The sequence below is a fragment of the Alkalicoccus luteus genome (genome assembly GCF_012034335.1).
Classification (GTDB): Bacteria; Bacillota; Bacilli; order Bacillales; family Salisediminibacteriaceae; genus Alkalicoccus; species Alkalicoccus luteus_A.
The window spans coordinates 107,360-124,646 of record NZ_JAATHJ010000001.1 but is presented as its reverse complement, the minus strand read 5'-3'; the positions used below and the strand labels follow the sequence as shown (position 1 = coordinate 124,646).

The window sequence follows — 17,287 nt, the reverse complement described above, 5'->3', positions numbered from 1 at the left end:
CTTTTGTTTACGATACCGCTCTCTTTTCCGTACACTAAAGGAAACAGACGAAGAAAGGACCGATGCTATGAGCCGCACATTTGCACCATCAACGATGCTCCAGCAGCTGCCGGAGCAGTTTTTTGCCAAGCTTGCCGGCACTGCTGCCGCTCTGAAACAGGAAGGCCACGATGTCATTAATCTTGGACAGGGAAACCCGGATCTGCCGACACCAGGACACGTCGTCCATTCTCTCCAGAATGCTGCCGAAAGTCCGCTGTACCATAAATATTCTCCGTTCACCGGCTGGCCGTTTTTAAAGGAAGCTGTTGCCGCTTATTATAAGCGCGAGCACGGTGTCACGCTCGATCCGGAAACGGAGGTCGCCGTGCTCTCCGGTGCCAAAACCGGCCTCGTTGAAATCAGCCAGTGCCTGTTGAATCCGGGCGACCGTGCGCTGCTCCCGGATCCCGGCTACCCCGACTACCTTTCCGGTACGTCGATGGCCGGTGCAGCCGTTACGTTTATGCCGCTCAAACAGGAAAATCAGTTTTTACCGGACTTCGGTCAGCTCAACAGCAGCGTGCTGGATGAAGCAAAGCTGATGTTTTTAAACTACCCGAACAACCCGACCGCGGCGGTTGCAAACAGCCGCTTTTTTGAAGAGACTGTCTCCCTCGCCGAACGGTACGGCATCTGCGTCTGCCACGATTTTGCGTACGGGACTATCGGCTACGACGAGAAGCCCGCCAGCTTTCTGGAGACGCCGGGCGCGAAAGACATTGGGGTGGAAATGTTTACGATGTCCAAAGCGTTTAACATGGCAGGCTGGCGGATCGGATTCGCCGTCGGCAACGCCTCCGTCATCAAGCACCTGAACCTGCTGCAGGACCATCTGTACGTCAGCCTGTTCGGTGCCGTGCAGCATGCTGCCGCTGATGCGCTGAACGGACCGCAGGACAGCGTGCGGGAACTGACGGATACGTATAAAAAAAGACGGGATCTGCTTATCAGCGGCCTGCGCGACGCCGGCTGGGAGGTTCCTGCTCCGGCGGGATCATTTTTCGCCTGGCTCCCCGTTCCCGACGGCTGGACCTCGGAAGCGTTCGCTGACAAGCTGCTTCACGAAGCTCATGTCGTCACCGCCCCAGGCAGCGGCTTTGGACCTTCAGGAGAAGGATTTCTGCGCGTCGGTCTCGTCCAGCCGGAAGAACGGATTCAGGAAGCCGTCGAACGGATCAGCAAGCTGGACGTGTTTCAGCCATAGCACCAAAAAGAGGAGCGGCAGCTTGCCGACTCCTCTTCTTTTCTTATTCTGCTAGTCCCTCTGCAAACACCGAGGCATTGTGGCGCAGCATGTCAAGGTACGTTTCTGCCCCGCTTCCTTCTTCACCGACAGCATCGGTGTAAACTTCGCCGGCAATCGGCACGCCGGAGTTATCAGATACGGTCTCCATGTAGCGCGGATCCACGGTCGACTCGACAAACACTGCCGGGACGCCGCGGTCCTGAATCACGTCAATGATCCGGTTCATCTGGCCGGTTGTGCCTTCTTCATGCGAGTTCAGCTCCCAGATGCCGTCTGTGTCGATATCAAAATCAGCCCCGAAATACTTAAAGGCATTTTCACTGACGACGATCAGCCGCTGTTCTTCCGGTATGTCCGCAAGCTCTTCTTCAATCTGAGCCGACAGCTCCTTTGCTTCCTGCTTCAGCTGTTCGCCGTTTGCTTCAAAATCAGCAGCGGCATCCGGTGCCCGCTCCGACAAATCGGCAACGATGTTGTCCACGTAGTATGGAATGTTCGCCGGGCTCAGCCATGCGTGCGGGTCGACCCCATCTTCTCCTTCAAGCGGAATTTCCTCGACGCCGGTGGACGTCTCCACCACATCTGTGTCCGCTGCGTTTTCGACGACGCGCTGCAGCCACTCTTCCAGTCCCAGACCGTTGACGTAAAACACATCTGCTTCGTTCACGTTACGGAAATCACTCGGTACCGGCTCATATTCGTGCGGCTCTTCGCCGATCGGCACGATGTAATCAACTTCCGCGTGCTCGCCTGCAACCGTTGCGGCAATATCGCCGAGTACGGAAAAGCTTGTGGTAATATATAAATCCTGCTCTTCTTCACTGCCTCCGGATTCTGCTTCCCCGCAAGCGGCCAGCAACAGTGCCGGCAGCAGCCAAACCATCTTTTTCATTTGTCATCCCTCTTTTTATACAAAAGTTTATGTATAGCCATGATGTTTCCCGAAGGAAACTTTTATTGTTGAGACCATCTTATCTGCTTTCGTTAGATTTGTAAAGAGAAATGCTGCTCTCACGTATTGCTTTTTGCTCGCAAGAAAAAAAACAGCAGAAGGAATGTCTCCTCCTGCCGTCTGTTCCAAATCGATCATTTATTCCACATCGTGCTTGAATTTAATCGTCTGCCCATTCTCATATTCTACATCGATATCAAAGTCTTCTACTTCATCTTCTTCGATATCCAGCTCCGCCAGGACTTCCTGCTTCATTTCCGCAATTGTACGGTCCATCGTAATGGAAATGCTGCCAAGCAGTTCCTCAATTTCCTCTACAGCTTCAGGTCCCTCTGTTTCGGAGCCGTCACGGCGCTCAATTTCTCCTTCCGGGCCATCGGTTTCATACTCATATTCGAGGTCTTCGCCATTAAAGAAATCAATATCCAGATCAAACTCTCTGACACTTCCGAGATCTCCGGACTGCTGTCTGCCTTCATGGTCGATGACGATTTCTTCCCCGTCCGCATACTTTACTTCCACATCGACATCGTCTACTTCATCCAGCGGCGCACCTGCTGCTTCCAGCACTTCCTGAATCATCTCTTCCAGCGGACGGTCTGTCGTCATATCCAGCTCCGCCAGCAGCGTTTCGATCTCAGCAGCGGCTGCTTCTCCAGTAAGCGTTTCTTCCCCGTCACGCTCTACTTCCGTATCATCCAGATCGTTTCGTTCAAACTCGTACTCCCACTCCGTATCATCCAGAAACTCAATGTGCAGGTCAAATTCGATCACGTCCGCTGCGGCAGATTCTTCCTCACCGGCTGTCTCGTTATTTTCCTGATCTGCTGTGTTATCCTCATTGGTTTCTGTATTAGTCTCGGCTTGATTCTCTTCATTTTCTTCATTCACTGCTTCATTCTCGTCTGAGCTGTCCGCTGCCGGGTCATTGATTTCTGTCTCTACTTCATTTTCTTGGCCTGCTGTGCTTGTATTTTGCTCCGGCTCTACAGAATTAAGTCCTCCGCATGCTGTAAGCAGTGTTACTGCTGCCAGTCCTGTCATTACTTTTTTCATGTCGCGTCACCCTTTCGTTTATTGATTACAGTATAAAGCGTACCCTGAAAAGATGAGCGTACAATGAATCTCAGATTAGAAATTGATGAGAATAGATGAAGACTTTATCATTTACTGGGTCCGGGGCTATAGAAGGGACGTTTTCTGGCAACATGCTGTTGACACAGACGACTGGCATCCTGAAGTAAAAAACGCTGAAGAAGAGGAATTTCCCTTCTTCAGCGCCTGTGTAAACGTACTGAATGCTATGTCCAAACTGGTTTTTATCAGGAGGAGAGAATTGCTTCTTCGCTGCGTTTAGCAGCAGGAGCACCCGCTGTCCCGGCTTCAGGCTGAATTTTGATCCGTTTCACCTGTCCCTCATGCAACTCTGCCGCTGACCATTTCCAGTTTCCTACAGTCAGCGATGCTCCCGGACCATCAAACTGACCCGATTGCTGCATTAGTTCCCCTGCCTTAAGGCCTTCATAAGGTGCCGCTTTTGTGATACCCAGATGACGGTCGACATCCGTCACTAACATTTCTGCATCAATGATATACGTGTGTGGATCCACTTGTTTCCAAAGCACCGGTTCTTCATCAAATTCATCCTGTATGTCACCAATAAGAGCCTCTAAAATATCTTCCATCGTTACAATACCCGCTGTACCTCCGTACTGATCGACAACGCGCACCATGTGCGTATGCGTCTGCCTCATCATTTGCAGCGTCTGCTGTAAATTAGCCGATTCAGCTACGGTCGGCAGCGGCTGCAGCACGTCTTTAATATAAACATGATCCGTCTCTTTATATTGGAAAATCAACGACTTCGTATGCACAAAGCCCAGGATCTGATCCTTATTTCCATTTACCGTAACCGGATAACGACTGAAATGATGCGTATCCAGCAGCTTTGCCACCGCAGGCGTATCTGCATTGTCCGGAAGTGTGATCATTCTGACGCGTGGAACCATCACCTGCTCTGCTGTCAGTGTATCGAGTTTAAACACATTTTCAACAAATACATATTCATGCTGGTCGATTTCCCCTTTTTCCAAACTCTGAGCCATAATGATCCGTAGTTCTTCCTCCGAGTGTGCTTGCTCATGAGGTGACGGACGAACGCCGATTGTACGCAGCAGCAGTCTGGCAGCGCCATTCAGCGTCCAAATAAATGGAAACATCACTTTTCCGAACATATACAGCAGCGGTGCCAGCAGAAGGGTCATCTTTTCAGAAAATTGGATGGCAAGCGTCTTTGGAGCGAGCTCACCGACGACGACATGCAAAAACGTTACAAATGAGAACGCAATTACGAATGAAACGACGGCTGCTGCCGCAGCCGGAATGCCCAGTACATCAAAAACCGGATATAACAGTCGTTCTACTGTCGGTTTGCCAAGCCAGCCGAGACCGAGTGCCGTAACGGTGATACCGAGCTGACAGGCTGATAAGTAGTAGTCCAGATTTGATGTTACTTTTTTCGCCGTTACAGCCGTTCGGCTGCCTTCTGCAACAAGCTGATCAAGCCGCGACATTCTGACTTTCACAATCGCAAATTCTGCACCGACAAAAAAGGCGGTGAGACCGATCAGCAGTGCTACGAGCAGCAGATTCATTCCTAAGACTATGTCCATTTATTCCCCTTTAGGGGAGCCACCTCCAACATGAAATTAATTTATTATAGCACCTCTCCGCATGAAAATAATGTAAAAATGACGCTCCATTTCTGAAAAGCAGCGGACATAGATAAAAGATATGCCATTCATGTTCTTTACAATCATTTGCCCTGTTTGCCTTACCCTGCGCAGACCTTCCTGATTCATCCATTCACAATCTTCATGCTTCATTCATTATTCACGCTTTTATTCACAATCTTTCATACACCCTTAACACTGCCTTACCGCCGCCTTTACAAACCTGCTGTAGTGTAGGCACCGGATTACATAACCGAGGAGGAATTTACAATGAAAAAAGCATGGACAATTACTGGTATGTCGCTGGCGGCTATCGCTTTGACAGCCTGTGGGGCAAATGAGGAGAATGATACAGCTGAAGCGGAGGAGGCGGCAAATACCGCTCCTGAAGCGGCGGAAGATGAAGAAGCGTGGCCGGAGACGCTCCGTTTTGCCGATACTGGTGTGGAAGGCATGGAAGAACTACAGCGCGAATTTGAACCATTTAAGGAGCAGTTGGAAGAAGTACTCGATATCGAGGTAGAGTTTTTTGCGGTATCAGACCGAATCGTCGGCGCAACGGCTCTGGAATATGATCAGGTGGACGTGATGCTGGCCGGCCCTTCAGAGTATGTGCAGATTAATAATGTCGTACCGGACTCCTATCCCTTTGTCGGAATTGAGCGCGACGAATACCATGCTGCGTTTATCGTTCACGAGGACAGCGACTATGAAACGCTCGACGATATTGTCGGTACTTCCATCGCCATGAAAGATGCCGGATCAACAAGCGGTCATATTGGCCCAAGTTCCATTTTGATTGAAGAAGGATACGATCTGGATGCCGATTTTGATATTCAGCTGCTTGATAATGTCCGCATTGAAGCGTTTAAAAACCATGACGTTGACGTACTTGCAACCGGCATTAAAGATTACCACGAAATGGTGGAGGAAGACGGAGAAGGCCAGTACCGTCTGATTCATGAAGGACCGCCGCTTCCAAACGATGTGTTTGTCGCAAGTCCTGAGCTTCCTGAAGATTTCGTTGCCGCAATGCAGGAGGCGATGATTGAGGCGCAGGAAGAAATCATCGACAGCATTCTCGTGACCGGCGAGAACGATAAATACATGCAGGCACGCTTCCTCGAAGCATCCGATGAGGACTACGATCCAATGAGAAGAGCCTATGAAACATTGGGACTTTCTTTCGATGAAGAGTAACGTCACTTCCGATCTGCACGTTGAGCATGTAACCAAAACGTACCCGGATGGAACAACGGCGTTGCAGAACATATCGTTTCATGTAAATAAAGGAGAAGCTGTTGCTCTGCTCGGTCACAATGGATCCGGAAAATCTACGATGTTCAAGTGTCTCTCCGGATTTGAGCGCCCGACTTCCGGGTCGATTTACCTGCAGGGCACAGATCTTGCCTCCCTCAGCAGAAGGTCGTTTAAGCCAGTACGCAAAAAGCTCGGCATGGTGTTTCAACATTTTCACCTTGTTTACAATTTGAGCGTATTTCAAAATGTACTCTTTGGGCGGATGGGCCACCATCGCAGCATTCTGCCGGTCATGGCTCCCTTCGCTTCATCTGACAACAGGGACCGGGCCATGATGTGTCTGGACCGGGTCGGCCTTGCGCATCTCGCCGACCGCAGATCAGACCAGCTTTCAGGCGGACAGCAGCAGCGAGTCGCCATCGCGCGGATGCTCATGCAGGAGCCTGAAATCGTTCTGGCTGACGAACCGATCGCAAGCCTCGATCCTAAAGCCGGCCGTGAAGTAATGGAGTTGCTCTGGGATATCGTAGAGGAACAGTCCCTGACAGTTGTCTGTATTCTCCATCAAACAGAGATCGCCAAAAACTTTGCCGACCGTATTATTGGTCTGCATAAGGGCCAAATCGTTCTCGACACACCTGCTTCCTCCATTTCTGCCGGAGAACTTGATCAGCTTTACTACGGATCGGGCAGAAAGGCGGCTCATGCATGACGACTCTTACTGCTCCTGCCAGATTCAAACGACCATCCTGGGTGACGGTCGTCACAGTAGGTATCTTTGCCGGTTTGTTCGTACTTGGCGTGCAGCACGCACAAATTTCACTGGAACGACTATTCAGCGGAATTTTGAACATGTTTGGGTTTATCTCCTCTGCGTTTCCGCCCAATCCGGAACGAATTGCGCCAATTTCGGCAGCGATGTACGAAACCTTTCAAATTGCGCTTGTTGGCACGGTGATCGGCGTCCTTCTGAGTCTTCCGGTAGCCCTGCTCGCTTCTCATAATACGGCCCCGCATCCTTCTATCCGCTGGGCTGCGCGCGGCATGGTATCCGCGATGCGTACGATTCCTGATTTGATCTGGGCGCTTATTTTCGTCATTTCTGTCGGTCTCGGTCCGCTTGCAGGCATTCTGACCATTATCGTCGACACGATCGGCTTTTGTGCCCGCTTTTTCTCCGAGCGCATCGAAGAAGTACAGAAAGGCCCTTCCCAGGCGCTTCAGTCAACAGGCGGCGGACAGCTCGGGGTAATCTCAGGGTCGATTATTCCAATCAGCTTCCCGTCTTTTGTGGGCACGAGCTTATTCTCATTTGAAAAATCGATCCGGGCGGCTGTTGTACTCGGTCTCGTTGGGGCGGGAGGCATTGGCGTCGAGCTGTCGACTGCCTTTACGCTGCGCAACTTTGACGAAGCGCTGATGATCATTATTCTCATCCTGATTGTTGTCATTGCCTTTGAACAGCTTTCTTCTGCCATCCGTAAAAAAGTGATTTGAACCGGTGTCATCTGCACAACGGTTTTCTAATAGTATGGAGAACATTGGAGGATCGAAAGCATCTTCCGCTTTTCCAGGAATCAATGCAAAAGCCGGCTATCCTTAGGGGGATGCCGGCTTTTATCGCAGGTGCTGAATGCAGACCCAGTTAAGCTCATGCGCGCGATCCGGCTGCTGTTACTCCGTCCTGCCCGCCTCTTCCACAAGAGCCATTACCTCATCAATCGACTCCTTTCGAACCGGCTCCTCGCCTTCCTGATAAATGAAATAGGAAGGGAACTCGACTTCTCCGCCGCTCATCGCATCCGCATAGGATTCCCCGAAGCTTCCGATCGACCAGCGATCTCTGCCCCCGCTGATTTCTCTCAGCTCCTCGTGATAGGTCTGCTGGCGTGTCGCAAAATCAATCGCTTCCTGCGTCCCGTCCTCTAAGAGAGCCAGCACAAATCCATCTGTAAAATGGTCCCACGCCGTTTCCTCCACGTACGCATGAATGTCTTCCAGGCTGAGCGGCTCCAGCTCGATCCGCTCTGCTCTGACTGCAGGGAGCAGCGTCCGGTCATGAAGAATATGATTGTCCCGGTTCGTCGAGACGATCTGCTCAAAGCCTTCCTCCGGCACAACGTGTATCTGCTGGGAAACCGGGGTGAACAGATTCGGCGGGTCCTCCATTCGCTCTCCCGTTTCGCTGTCGATGATCTCCGTGTCCTCGTTATATACGACCGTGTACGCTTCTACTTCGTATTCCTCCATATTCGCCGTCATACTCGTAACATGCGGAGGGAGCTCCGTTCCAAATTCGTTATCTTCCACAAATACCGTAATCTTCCCGTGTTCAAGCACGTGGCTTCCCAAATTATATCCTGTTATCACGTCCTGCTCTTCCTCCCCACAAGCAGTCAGCAGAAGCAGCAGCACCGAAGCCCATCCCTTTTTCATGACGCATCCCCTCCGAATTCTCTGCTACTTGATACGATAAAAGAGGGGAAAAGTTCCTGTTGCCTTAATTTACAGAAAAATCAGAATAATGATGGAAGCTTGCCTGCAATTCCCTTACACTTAAGCTAACAGAGAAATAGAAAGGGGATAGACCCATGAGACGAGCCGTCTGGTTGTTCACGATGATGCTGGTTGCCGCCGGATGCAGTGAGACGTATGAGGAAGCGGATGGACAGGAAGAGGCACTGCAGGCAGAAGAAGAGATCAGCGGACTGGAGGAGCAGGTGGACAAGCTGGAGGAGGACTTGGAGCGCGAGCGGAACCGCGGACGGGAACGCCGGGACGAGATCAGTGAGCTGAAAAAAGAGCTGAGCGAAGCAGAAGCAGACGACAGTGCCGAACTGGAGCAAGAACTCGCTGAGCTGCAGGAGGAAATGAGCGCGCTGGAGGAAGCCTATGACGAAATGGCGGACACCGCTGCCTCATTGGAAGAAGAAGCCGCGTCGCTTTCTTCCGAGAAAGAAACACTCCAGGATAACCTGTCTGCCTTAGAAGACGAGGTCGAGACGCTGACGTCTGAGAACAGCCGCCTGACAGCGGAGGCAGAAGCAGCTGAGAGCGCCAGTGCTTCAGACGAATCTCCTGAAAGCACCTCTGACTCCAGCGAACAAAGCGAGTCCGGTACGAGCAGCGGCTCGCTCGACAACGTCATCGCCGGTCTTTCCGCATCAGAAGTCGAGAATGAAATTCGTAAAAAAGCAGAAGCCGACTGGCCGGATGATTTTATCATGCAGGAATTTGTCATCGATGAACAAACAGCTGCCTACCATACGCTGAAAAACCTGACCATTTCAACAGACGTGGAGGCGACACAGCTTGAACGCGCCTACCGGGACTGGGGCTACGATTTTATCATGGTCGAATTCGTGTTCGAGGAACAGATGAAATCTCACGAAAACATTAACTAGTCGATGCCGCACCATTTTATCCTTTATGACCAGGATAATATACCTAAAAATGATTGTGTGCTGCGCTTCCCTCGGCTATGATTAAAAAGAAAAACGTTCATGCCGGAGGAAACCATGAAAAAAACTGTCCTACTCTCAGCGATTTGCCTGCTTGCAGCCTGTTCCAATGCGGAAGCAGAGGAGCAAGCCGCCGAACAAAAAGCAGCAATTGAAGCGTTACACGTGGAAAATGACGAGCTCGAACAGCTGCTGAGCGACTTGTCCAATCCCGATCTGCTTGCCGATCACGAGGAATTAAAAGACGCCTATGCGGCGTTAGAAGCGGATTTGGAAGAGCTTCAGGACGCATATCAGGAGCTGGAAACCGACTACGAAACGCTTGAGGATAACCACAGCAGCCTGGAATCAAAGCTGGCTCAGGCCGAGTCCGGGCAAAGCGAACCGGAAGAAGCGAGCGAAGAGGCTGCTGAGGAAGAGACCGAAAGCGGCAGCTACACGAACGTGATCGCCGCGCTTTCAGCCTCCGACGTGGAAGCGGAAATCCGAAAGCAGGCAGAAGCCGACTGGGCCGATGATTACAGCATGCAGGAATTTGTAATCGGAGAGCAGCAGGCAGCCTACAGCACCCTGAAAAACCTTTCCATCACAACCGAGGTGGAAGCCACCCAGCTCGAACGCGCCTTCAGAGACTGGGGATACGACTTTACTATGGTGGAATTCGTTTTTAACGAGCAGATGGAGTCGTATGACAACATCAATTGATCGCTGCGTAAAGAAAGACCTCAGAATGACTTATTCCGTCACCCCGAGGTCTGCTTTGATTAAATAACTCCCAGCAAAAACGCAACTCCCATCAGAACGATGCTGAAGCCCCATACCCAGAAGAACGAGTAGCGGATGTGCTTGCCCATTTCGAGGCCGGCAAGTCCGAGCGCAAGCCAGAGCGCCGGAGAGAACGGACTGACGAACGTGCCGATGATGTTGCCGATAATCATCGTGTAGGCAGCCGTAATCGAGTCGATGCCGTTCGCACTCACAATCTGCTCCACAACTGGGAGAAGTGCGAAGTAATAGGCATCTGTACTTAAAATCAGGTCAAACGGGACACCGAATACCCCCATGATCACGTGCAGGTACGGCACGATAAAGGCCGGCAGGATTGCGACCATATCAACGGCAATCGCATCCAGCATACCTGTTCCGTTCATAATACCGAGGAAGGAACCGGCTGCGAGAATGATGGAACCCATCATCAGCGCATTTGGTGCATGTGTTTTGATCCGGTCCATCTGCTGGTCCACCTTCGGATAGTTGAGCGGCAGCGCAATACTGAGGGCAATCATGAACACGAATCCAGACGGGATGATGCCCCAGACGAGCGTCACGACAACGGCGATCGCAATGAGCGCGTTCAGCCAGATCAGCTTCGGACGGCGCAAATCGTCTTTTTCGTCCTTCCACTCGGCATCTGCGGTATCAAGCGTTGCTGCCACTTCCTCCGACACTTCGTCTGCTGCGTCATGACCGCGCTTGGCAATACGCTTTTTCTCACGTAGACCGAGGAAGACAGCAAGACCGATGAGCAGCACCATCGCACTGATCTGCACCGGAATGAGCGGACGCCACAGCTCCGTCGGATCCACGCCCAGTACAGCACCAGCCCGGCCGATCGGTCCGGCCCACGGCACCATGTTCATGATACTTGCGCTGAGACCGACGAGCAGCAAAAGCAGGTAAGGACTCATGCCGAGCTTTAAGTAAATCGGCAGCAGCGCTGGAATCGTGATCAGAAACGTCGACGCACCGGATCCGTCTAAGTGCGTCACCGCTCCGATCGCCACCGTACCGACGGCAACCGCGACGACACTTCCGCGAGTGAGCGAGATCACACGGTTAATGAACGGGTCAAACAGTCCGGTGTCCTGCATGATGCCGAAAAAGAGAATCGCAAAGATGAACATGATAACGACGCTGATGACAGAATCGATCCCTTCGTTAAAGAAGCCGCCGATCGCTTCCACCGAGAAGCCGGTAAGCAGAGCGCCGATCACGGGAACGAGTACGAGTCCGACAATCGGCGTGATGCGGCCACTGATCAACAGGGCGACAATGACACCAATCGTCAGAATACCGATAATACTGAGCATAGGAAAACCCCTCCTGTTTTTTTGAAAACGCTTACGAGTTGATTGCACTAAGCGTATCAGGAGAGGTTTTGAAAGAAAATATAACGAACATAAACCGTATATTCGTCGTTTATGTTATTTTGTTCATTTTGTTCACGAGCGGATGTAGCGCCGCTCCGGACGGCCGACATCCCCGTATTTTAAGATCGCCTCCGCATTTCCTTCGGTGACGAGATACTCTAAATAACGGCGTGCTGTCGAACGGCTCGCACCGATGGCTTCCCCTGCTTCGACCGCTGTAACGCCGCGATCGCTCGCGAGCAGCTCAAAAATCTGCTCCAGCGTGATCCGGTCAATCCCTTTCGGCAGCTCGTCCTTCGCACCGGCTTGATCGGCGAGGTGAAGCAGCTGGTCAATGTCCTGCTGCGGCATCTCATCCGAAGCGTTCAGCACATGCAGCCAGTGCGCCGCACGCTTCAAGCCGCTCTCAAGCCGGTTGAATTCGACTGGTTTGATCATGTAGTCGATTGCTCCCCCAAGAAGCGCACGCCTGACAATGTCCTGCTCCTTCGCGGCGGTCACGACGAGCAGTGCTGCGTCCGGCAGCTTCTGCTGCAGCGAATAAAACAGCTGCAGCCCGCGCGTGTCCGGAATAAACATATCAAGCAGAATGATATCCGGCTTAACCTCGTCAGCCGCCTGCTCGGCTTCAGCCGCTGTCTTTGCCTGTGCGGCCGTATAAAAGCCGTCCAGCTTATCCACGTATGTCTGCGTGATTTCCGCTACCCGGAAATCATCTTCTACGATCATGACCTTCAGTGGTTCAGCCATGCAGCTTCCTCCTCTGCTTCGGAATCGTCACGACAAAGCACGTGCCTTCGTCGGTTTTCTCGGCAAAAATGGTACCCCCGCACGCCTCCACCTGCGCCTTCGATAACGCCAGGCCGAAGCCGCGTCCTTCCCCGGCTTTGCTGGATACACCTTGCTCAAACAGCGAGTGCTCCATCGTTTCAGGAATACCCGGCCCCACGTCTTCCACTTCTATGAGCACATCCGCTCCGGCATCGCTGAAATAAACCTCAATCAGCCTCTCGCCGCGCGGCAGCTCCTGCATCGCTTCAATCGCGTTATCGATGATGTTGCCGACCGCAGTGATGAGCGCCTGCCGGACATTTTCCGGAAGCTCCTCTGCCAAATGACTCGATTCATCAATTTCCAGCTTCACCCCGTTTTCATGCGCCAGGTTCAGCTTCCCGAGCAAAATCGCGCTCAGCATCGGGTCCTTCACGTTATGAATCAAGCGGCGGATCCAGTTTTTCTGATTCACGCTCTCTTCTTTAATGTACCGCTTTGCCTTTTCAATCTCTTCCAGCTGCAGGAGTCCGGAAATCGTGTGCAGCTTGTTGGAAAATTCATGCGTCTGAGCACGCAGCCCTTCAGCATATTCACGCACGCGTGCGAGCTCATTGGAAAGCTTCTCAATTTCCGTTTTGTTTCGAAACGTGGATACCGCGCCGATCAGCTTATCCCCGTCATACATCGGCACCCGGTTGACGAGGACGACGTTCGCCCCGAACGCCATTTCTTCATCATATTGAGCAACCCCCGTCTCGAGCACTTCCGGAAGCCTGGAGAGCGGCAGCACGTCCTGAATCGGACGTCCAATCCAGGCGGAAGCTTCCTCCGCGCCTTCCACGAGCTTCTGGGCAGCCCGGTTCATGAGCGTGATTTTCCCTTCTCGGTTGACGGCGATAATGCCTTCGTACGCCGACTGGAGCATCGTTTCCTTCTGCAGCAGCAGGTAGGAAATTTCCTCCGGCTCCAGCTGAAACAGGCGACGCTTAATATAGCGCGATAAAAGCCACGCGCCCCCTGCACCGAACGAGGTGATCAGCGCCAGCGACAGCAGCAGCTCGTTCCGGTACGGCCCGACGACGGAGCGCACGTCTTCCATGAGAAACCCGACCGATACGACACCGACGATCTCCCCGTCTGATATAAGCGGCGTCTTGCCGCGGATCGAGGGGCCGAGCGATCCTTCCGCCTGTGATATGTACGACTCCCCAAGTACAAGCGCCCGCTCGTTGTCTTCCCCGACCATGCGCTCGCCGATCCGGTCCGGATTTGGATGAGAATAGCGGATTTCCTCCGTGTCACCGACGACGATAAACTCCGCCTCCGACGCTTCGTGGAGAGGCGCAATAAGCGCCTGCACCGCTTCTGCCGATGGACTATCGCTTCCCATCTCCTCCTGCAGCTCGGGAATTTCCGCGACCGTGCGGGACATGCTCAGCGCGCGTTCTCCCATCTGCTCCTCAAGCGAATCAGCGAGCAGCTGGTAAAAAAAAAGCCCGAGCACAAGCAGCGTGCCTGTGATGAGCACCGCCGTCATAATCGTCAGCTTTGCAAGCAGACTGATCCGCTGCGGCGGCCGGCTGATATACTTTTTCATGTCATGCCTCGTCAGGTTTCCCACGGCCCGCTCCCCCTTCTGATGCCAGTATACCGCATCAGCATCTTATTCATAAGAGAGCTTCAGTAAAAAAGCCGCCGGATAGTCATCCAGCATATCCGGGTTGTCAGCGACACCTGTGAGCAGGTTGGATTCGACTGCATGGGAGCCGTCTTCAAGCGAAGCCTCATGAAAATTTTCTTCTCTCATCGAAATGAGGCCGAAACTGTCTTCATGTAAAGCATCTTTTTCAACTCTCGGGCGCGCCGATCCAGTGGTTCCACCTGAGTGGATACCGACATCAAATAAGAGCGCATCCTCCTCATCGCGCACCGATCCAAATGCAAAGCCTTCTTCTCCTTCCAGCTCCACTCCTACGCCTCCGCTCGTTTCTTCCTCCAATTCACCATATGTATAGTGCTCCATCTCCGCCATCACCATACGCCTGGGCTCTGACTCAAATGACACACCAATCCACGTATCCGACATGATCGTCAGCACGGTCTCCGTCTCTGATTCGTCCGGCTCCCAGACTTCCATCGGTTCATCGCTTCCACATCCACCTAAAAAAGCAGCTGCCGTGATCACGGCAGCCGTACGTAGACGTTGCATGACAGCCTCCCCGCTTGCGAAGCAGTCTGTTAAAGCGGTCCTCCCTCTGAAATACGGCGGCGCTCTTCCTCGAGACGCTCGATCGTCTGCTCAACGGCAACACGGTCCTCCGGCTCACCCGGAACCTCATATTCCAGCTTCCGCTTCTCCTCTTCGATCTGCTCCGTCAATTCTTTATAGCGCTCCTGCGCCTTGGAAACAAGCTCAACCAGCTCGTTCTCATACTCTTCTTCAGGTATCATGGTTATCCCTCCCTGTTTTCCATTTTTTCTTAGCGGCATCAGTATTTCCTTTATTCCCGCATTCGCTGATTTCTAACATAGGGCTTTTTGTGAACATGCTTGCTGATGCTATACCTTCCAGTGAAAGTTATTATACTGGTGCGGAATGTTTTCATTTGCCGGCCGCAAGTTATCATTCTTATCGCAAAACATTTCATTCTCAGCCTCAAACTTATTACGGTTATCAAGTTTCGTTCTTAATAACGAAAAAGTTTTCAAGCTGATGGGTGAAGTTATCATTTCATGGCGAAAGTTATCACACGAAGAACACGCAGCAGCTTGGTCGTTCAAGCTGACCGGCGGAAAAAGCATAACCAGTGAAAAAAACGTCGCTGGGTGTGTTCTATGAATGGTGTAATCAGAGGCAGGCGCAGCCTGCGAAGGTGGATGATGAAATTGCTCCATTAGGAAAATGTTCAACTTTCCAGGGTAAAGCGTTAACCTTACTCCTGAAACGTTCAACTATTTCGCACTCCCCCAAACAGAAAAACCGCTCCCCGTAAAAGGAGCGGTTCTGCGATCAGCGATCCCGTTTTGCTTCGGAATAGCCTTCCTTTTGATCAAAGCTGTAGAGGTTCTGGACCTGAATCCAGTCGACGTCTGCGCCGGTCAGTCTCGCAAGCAGCTTCAAAATGCCTTCCTGATCCGTCTTCACGCCGGCAGCCGGAAGCAGGCGGCAGCGCCAGTGATCGGTCGTAAACAGATCGTCCCGCTCCGTCGGGTAAGCGTTGACGCCGCGGTTGGTGATGACGGAAAGCTCATAGTCCGGCTCAGCTGCGCGCGAGATGAGCATCGCCAGCTGATCAGCCGACAGATCTTGGTTATACACGTACACGTCGACGCCGTCGAGCTCCCGTTTCGGAGACTTTTCCGCCCGCTCGGACGCCTTCTTTGGCAGCGGCTCCGGCATGCTCCCGGAAGTCGCTTCAAATGAAACAGCTTCCAGCTTTTCAGGACGGCTGCCGAGACGCTCAATCACGGCATCGGCAAACTCCTTGGAGCCGACGGATTTACCGCCTTTCGCGATATCGCCGGTATGCACGCCGTCTTCCAATGTTTTCAGCCAAGCGTTTTGAATGTTCTCCGCTGCCTCCGCTTCTCCGATATGCAGAAGCAGCTGCACCGCGCCATTCAGCAGGCCGGACGGGTTGGCGATGCCTTTTCCGGCGATGTCCGGTGCACTGCCGTGAATCGCTTCAAACATCGCATACTCATCGCCGACGTTGGCGGAGCCGGCAAGCCCGACGCTGCCCGAAATTTGGGCTGCGATGTCGGATCCGATATCACCGTACAGGTTCGGCATAACGACTACGTCGAAATCCTCCGGCGTATCGGCAATTTTCGCAAGACCGATGTCCACAATCCAGTGGTCCGTTTCCAGCTCCGGATATTCCTTCGCCACCTCTTCAAACACCTCGTGAAACAGCCCGTCCGAGCGCTTCATAATGTTATCCTTCGTAATGCACGTCACCTTTTTCCGACCGTGCTTTTTCGCGTACTCAAATGCGTAGCGGATGATCCGCTCCGTGCCGGGACGCGTGATCAGCTTCATACTCTGCACGACTTCCGGCGTCTGCTGGTACTCGATGCCCGTGTACAAATCCTCTTCGTTCTCACGGATCACGACGAGATCCATCTCCGGATGCTTCGTTTTCACAAACGGAGCAAGCGACATCGTCGGCCGCACGTTTGCATACAGTCCGAGCGTCGTGCGGATCGTCACGTTCAGGCTTTTATAGCCGCCGCCCTGCGGTGTTGTAATCGGTGCTTTTAAAAATAGCTTCGTGCGGTTGAGCGACTTCCAGGCATCATCTGTGATACCCGTCGTCCACCCGTTTAAGTAAGCTTCTTTCCCGATATCGATGTATTCTGGTTCAATTGGTGCATCTGCCGCTTCCAATATGCGCAGGACAGCATCCATAATTTCCGGCCCGATCCCGTCTCCGCGCGCAACTGTGACTGGTGTTCTGCCCATTGTTCCGCCTCCTCCTGTATAATTGACTCTTTTTCCCATACCCCTTTAACAGGAGACGCTAATCATTGATTTCACGAAAAAAACCACCGGGGGTGGCGGTTGAATCGTTACTGACAGCTTACGGCTTTAAGAACGAACGGATGGCTGCCTGAGGTTTTATTTGTCTGTTCGATTTTTGCTCTAACGTTATGATTCTGCTTCGATA

16 protein-coding genes are annotated in these 17,287 nt (G+C 52.3%); 6 read left to right on the top strand and 10 right to left on the bottom strand.

What is annotated here, in order from left to right; genetic code table 11:
- The first annotated feature begins 67 nt into the window (after positions 1-67).
- Positions 68-1,246: a pyridoxal phosphate-dependent aminotransferase gene (locus tag HCN83_RS00690; RefSeq protein WP_168004382.1), complete on the top strand. Its 1,179-nt coding sequence runs from the start codon at positions 68-70 to the stop codon at positions 1,244-1,246.
- Between the two features lie 43 nt (positions 1,247-1,289).
- Here HCN83_RS00690 and HCN83_RS00685 read toward each other — a convergent pair whose 3' ends face one another.
- The 3 genes from HCN83_RS00685 to HCN83_RS00675 form a co-directional block, all read right to left on the bottom strand.
- Positions 1,290-2,180, bottom strand: a complete 891-nt coding sequence (locus tag HCN83_RS00685; protein ID WP_168004381.1) for a metal ABC transporter solute-binding protein, Zn/Mn family — start codon at positions 2,178-2,180, stop codon at positions 1,290-1,292.
- Positions 2,181-2,378: 198 nt separating this feature from the next.
- The gene (locus HCN83_RS00680) at positions 2,379-3,296 is read right to left on the bottom strand and encodes a YusW family protein (RefSeq protein WP_168004380.1); all 918 of its coding nucleotides are present in this window, start codon (positions 3,294-3,296) and stop codon (positions 2,379-2,381) included.
- Between the two features lie 266 nt (positions 3,297-3,562).
- A complete protein-coding gene (locus HCN83_RS00675; RefSeq protein ID WP_168004379.1) occupies positions 3,563-4,912 on the bottom strand; it encodes a hemolysin family protein in 1,350 nt (449 codons plus the stop codon).
- A gap of 330 nt (positions 4,913-5,242) precedes the next feature.
- Here HCN83_RS00675 and HCN83_RS00670 point away from each other — a divergent pair, with 330 nt between their 5' ends.
- Genes HCN83_RS00670 through phnE form a run of 3 tightly spaced genes read left to right on the top strand, consistent with a single transcriptional unit; the run spans position 5,243 to position 7,729 of the window.
- A complete protein-coding gene (locus HCN83_RS00670; RefSeq protein ID WP_168004378.1) occupies positions 5,243-6,172 on the top strand; it encodes a phosphate/phosphite/phosphonate ABC transporter substrate-binding protein in 930 nt (309 codons plus the stop codon).
- A complete protein-coding gene (phnC, locus tag HCN83_RS00665) occupies positions 6,138-6,944 on the top strand; it encodes a phosphonate ABC transporter ATP-binding protein (RefSeq protein ID WP_246238043.1) in 807 nt (268 codons plus the stop codon). The genes HCN83_RS00670 and phnC overlap by 35 nt, the downstream gene beginning before the upstream one ends.
- Complete coding sequence (gene phnE, locus HCN83_RS00660) at positions 6,941-7,729, top strand: phosphonate ABC transporter, permease protein PhnE (RefSeq protein WP_168004377.1); 789 nt, start codon at positions 6,941-6,943, stop codon at positions 7,727-7,729. The genes phnC and phnE overlap by 4 nt, the downstream gene beginning before the upstream one ends.
- 177 nt (positions 7,730-7,906) lie before the next feature.
- On the opposite strand, the gene HCN83_RS00655 is transcribed toward phnE, so the two are convergent.
- A complete protein-coding gene (locus HCN83_RS00655) occupies positions 7,907-8,668 on the bottom strand; it encodes a hypothetical protein (RefSeq protein WP_168004376.1) in 762 nt (253 codons plus the stop codon).
- Between the two features lie 155 nt (positions 8,669-8,823).
- On the opposite strand from HCN83_RS00655, the gene HCN83_RS00650 reads away from it, so the two are divergent.
- Positions 8,824-9,636 (top strand): hypothetical protein, encoded by an 813-nt coding sequence (locus tag HCN83_RS00650; RefSeq protein ID WP_168004375.1) that lies wholly within the window; start codon positions 8,824-8,826, stop codon positions 9,634-9,636.
- 114 nt (positions 9,637-9,750) lie between these two features.
- On the top strand, positions 9,751-10,398 hold the full coding sequence (locus HCN83_RS00645) for a hypothetical protein (RefSeq protein ID WP_168004374.1): 648 nt from the start codon (positions 9,751-9,753) through the stop codon (positions 10,396-10,398).
- A gap of 59 nt (positions 10,399-10,457) precedes the next feature.
- Here the strand turns inward: HCN83_RS00645 and HCN83_RS00640 are convergent, their stop codons facing one another.
- The 6 genes from HCN83_RS00640 to HCN83_RS00615 all read right to left on the bottom strand — a co-directional run bounded on the left by HCN83_RS00640 (position 10,458) and on the right by HCN83_RS00615 (position 17,082).
- Positions 10,458-11,783: a CitMHS family transporter gene (locus HCN83_RS00640; RefSeq protein WP_168004373.1), complete on the bottom strand. Its 1,326-nt coding sequence runs from the start codon at positions 11,781-11,783 to the stop codon at positions 10,458-10,460.
- 132 nt (positions 11,784-11,915) lie between these two features.
- Positions 11,916-12,593, bottom strand: a complete 678-nt coding sequence (locus tag HCN83_RS00635) for a response regulator (RefSeq protein ID WP_168004372.1) — start codon at positions 12,591-12,593, stop codon at positions 11,916-11,918.
- Positions 12,586-14,238, bottom strand: a complete 1,653-nt coding sequence (locus HCN83_RS00630; RefSeq protein ID WP_343033626.1) for a sensor histidine kinase — start codon at positions 14,236-14,238, stop codon at positions 12,586-12,588. The genes HCN83_RS00635 and HCN83_RS00630 overlap by 8 nt, the downstream gene beginning before the upstream one ends.
- Positions 14,239-14,280: 42 nt before the next feature.
- A complete protein-coding gene (locus tag HCN83_RS00625) occupies positions 14,281-14,826 on the bottom strand; it encodes a hypothetical protein (protein ID WP_168004371.1) in 546 nt (181 codons plus the stop codon).
- 29 nt (positions 14,827-14,855) lie between these two features.
- Positions 14,856-15,068: a hypothetical protein gene (locus HCN83_RS00620; protein ID WP_168004370.1), complete on the bottom strand. Its 213-nt coding sequence runs from the start codon at positions 15,066-15,068 to the stop codon at positions 14,856-14,858.
- A 559-nt stretch (positions 15,069-15,627) separates the two neighbouring features.
- Positions 15,628-17,082: an NADP-dependent isocitrate dehydrogenase gene (locus HCN83_RS00615; protein ID WP_168004369.1), complete on the bottom strand. Its 1,455-nt coding sequence runs from the start codon at positions 17,080-17,082 to the stop codon at positions 15,628-15,630.
- Positions 17,083-17,287 lie beyond the last annotated feature (205 nt).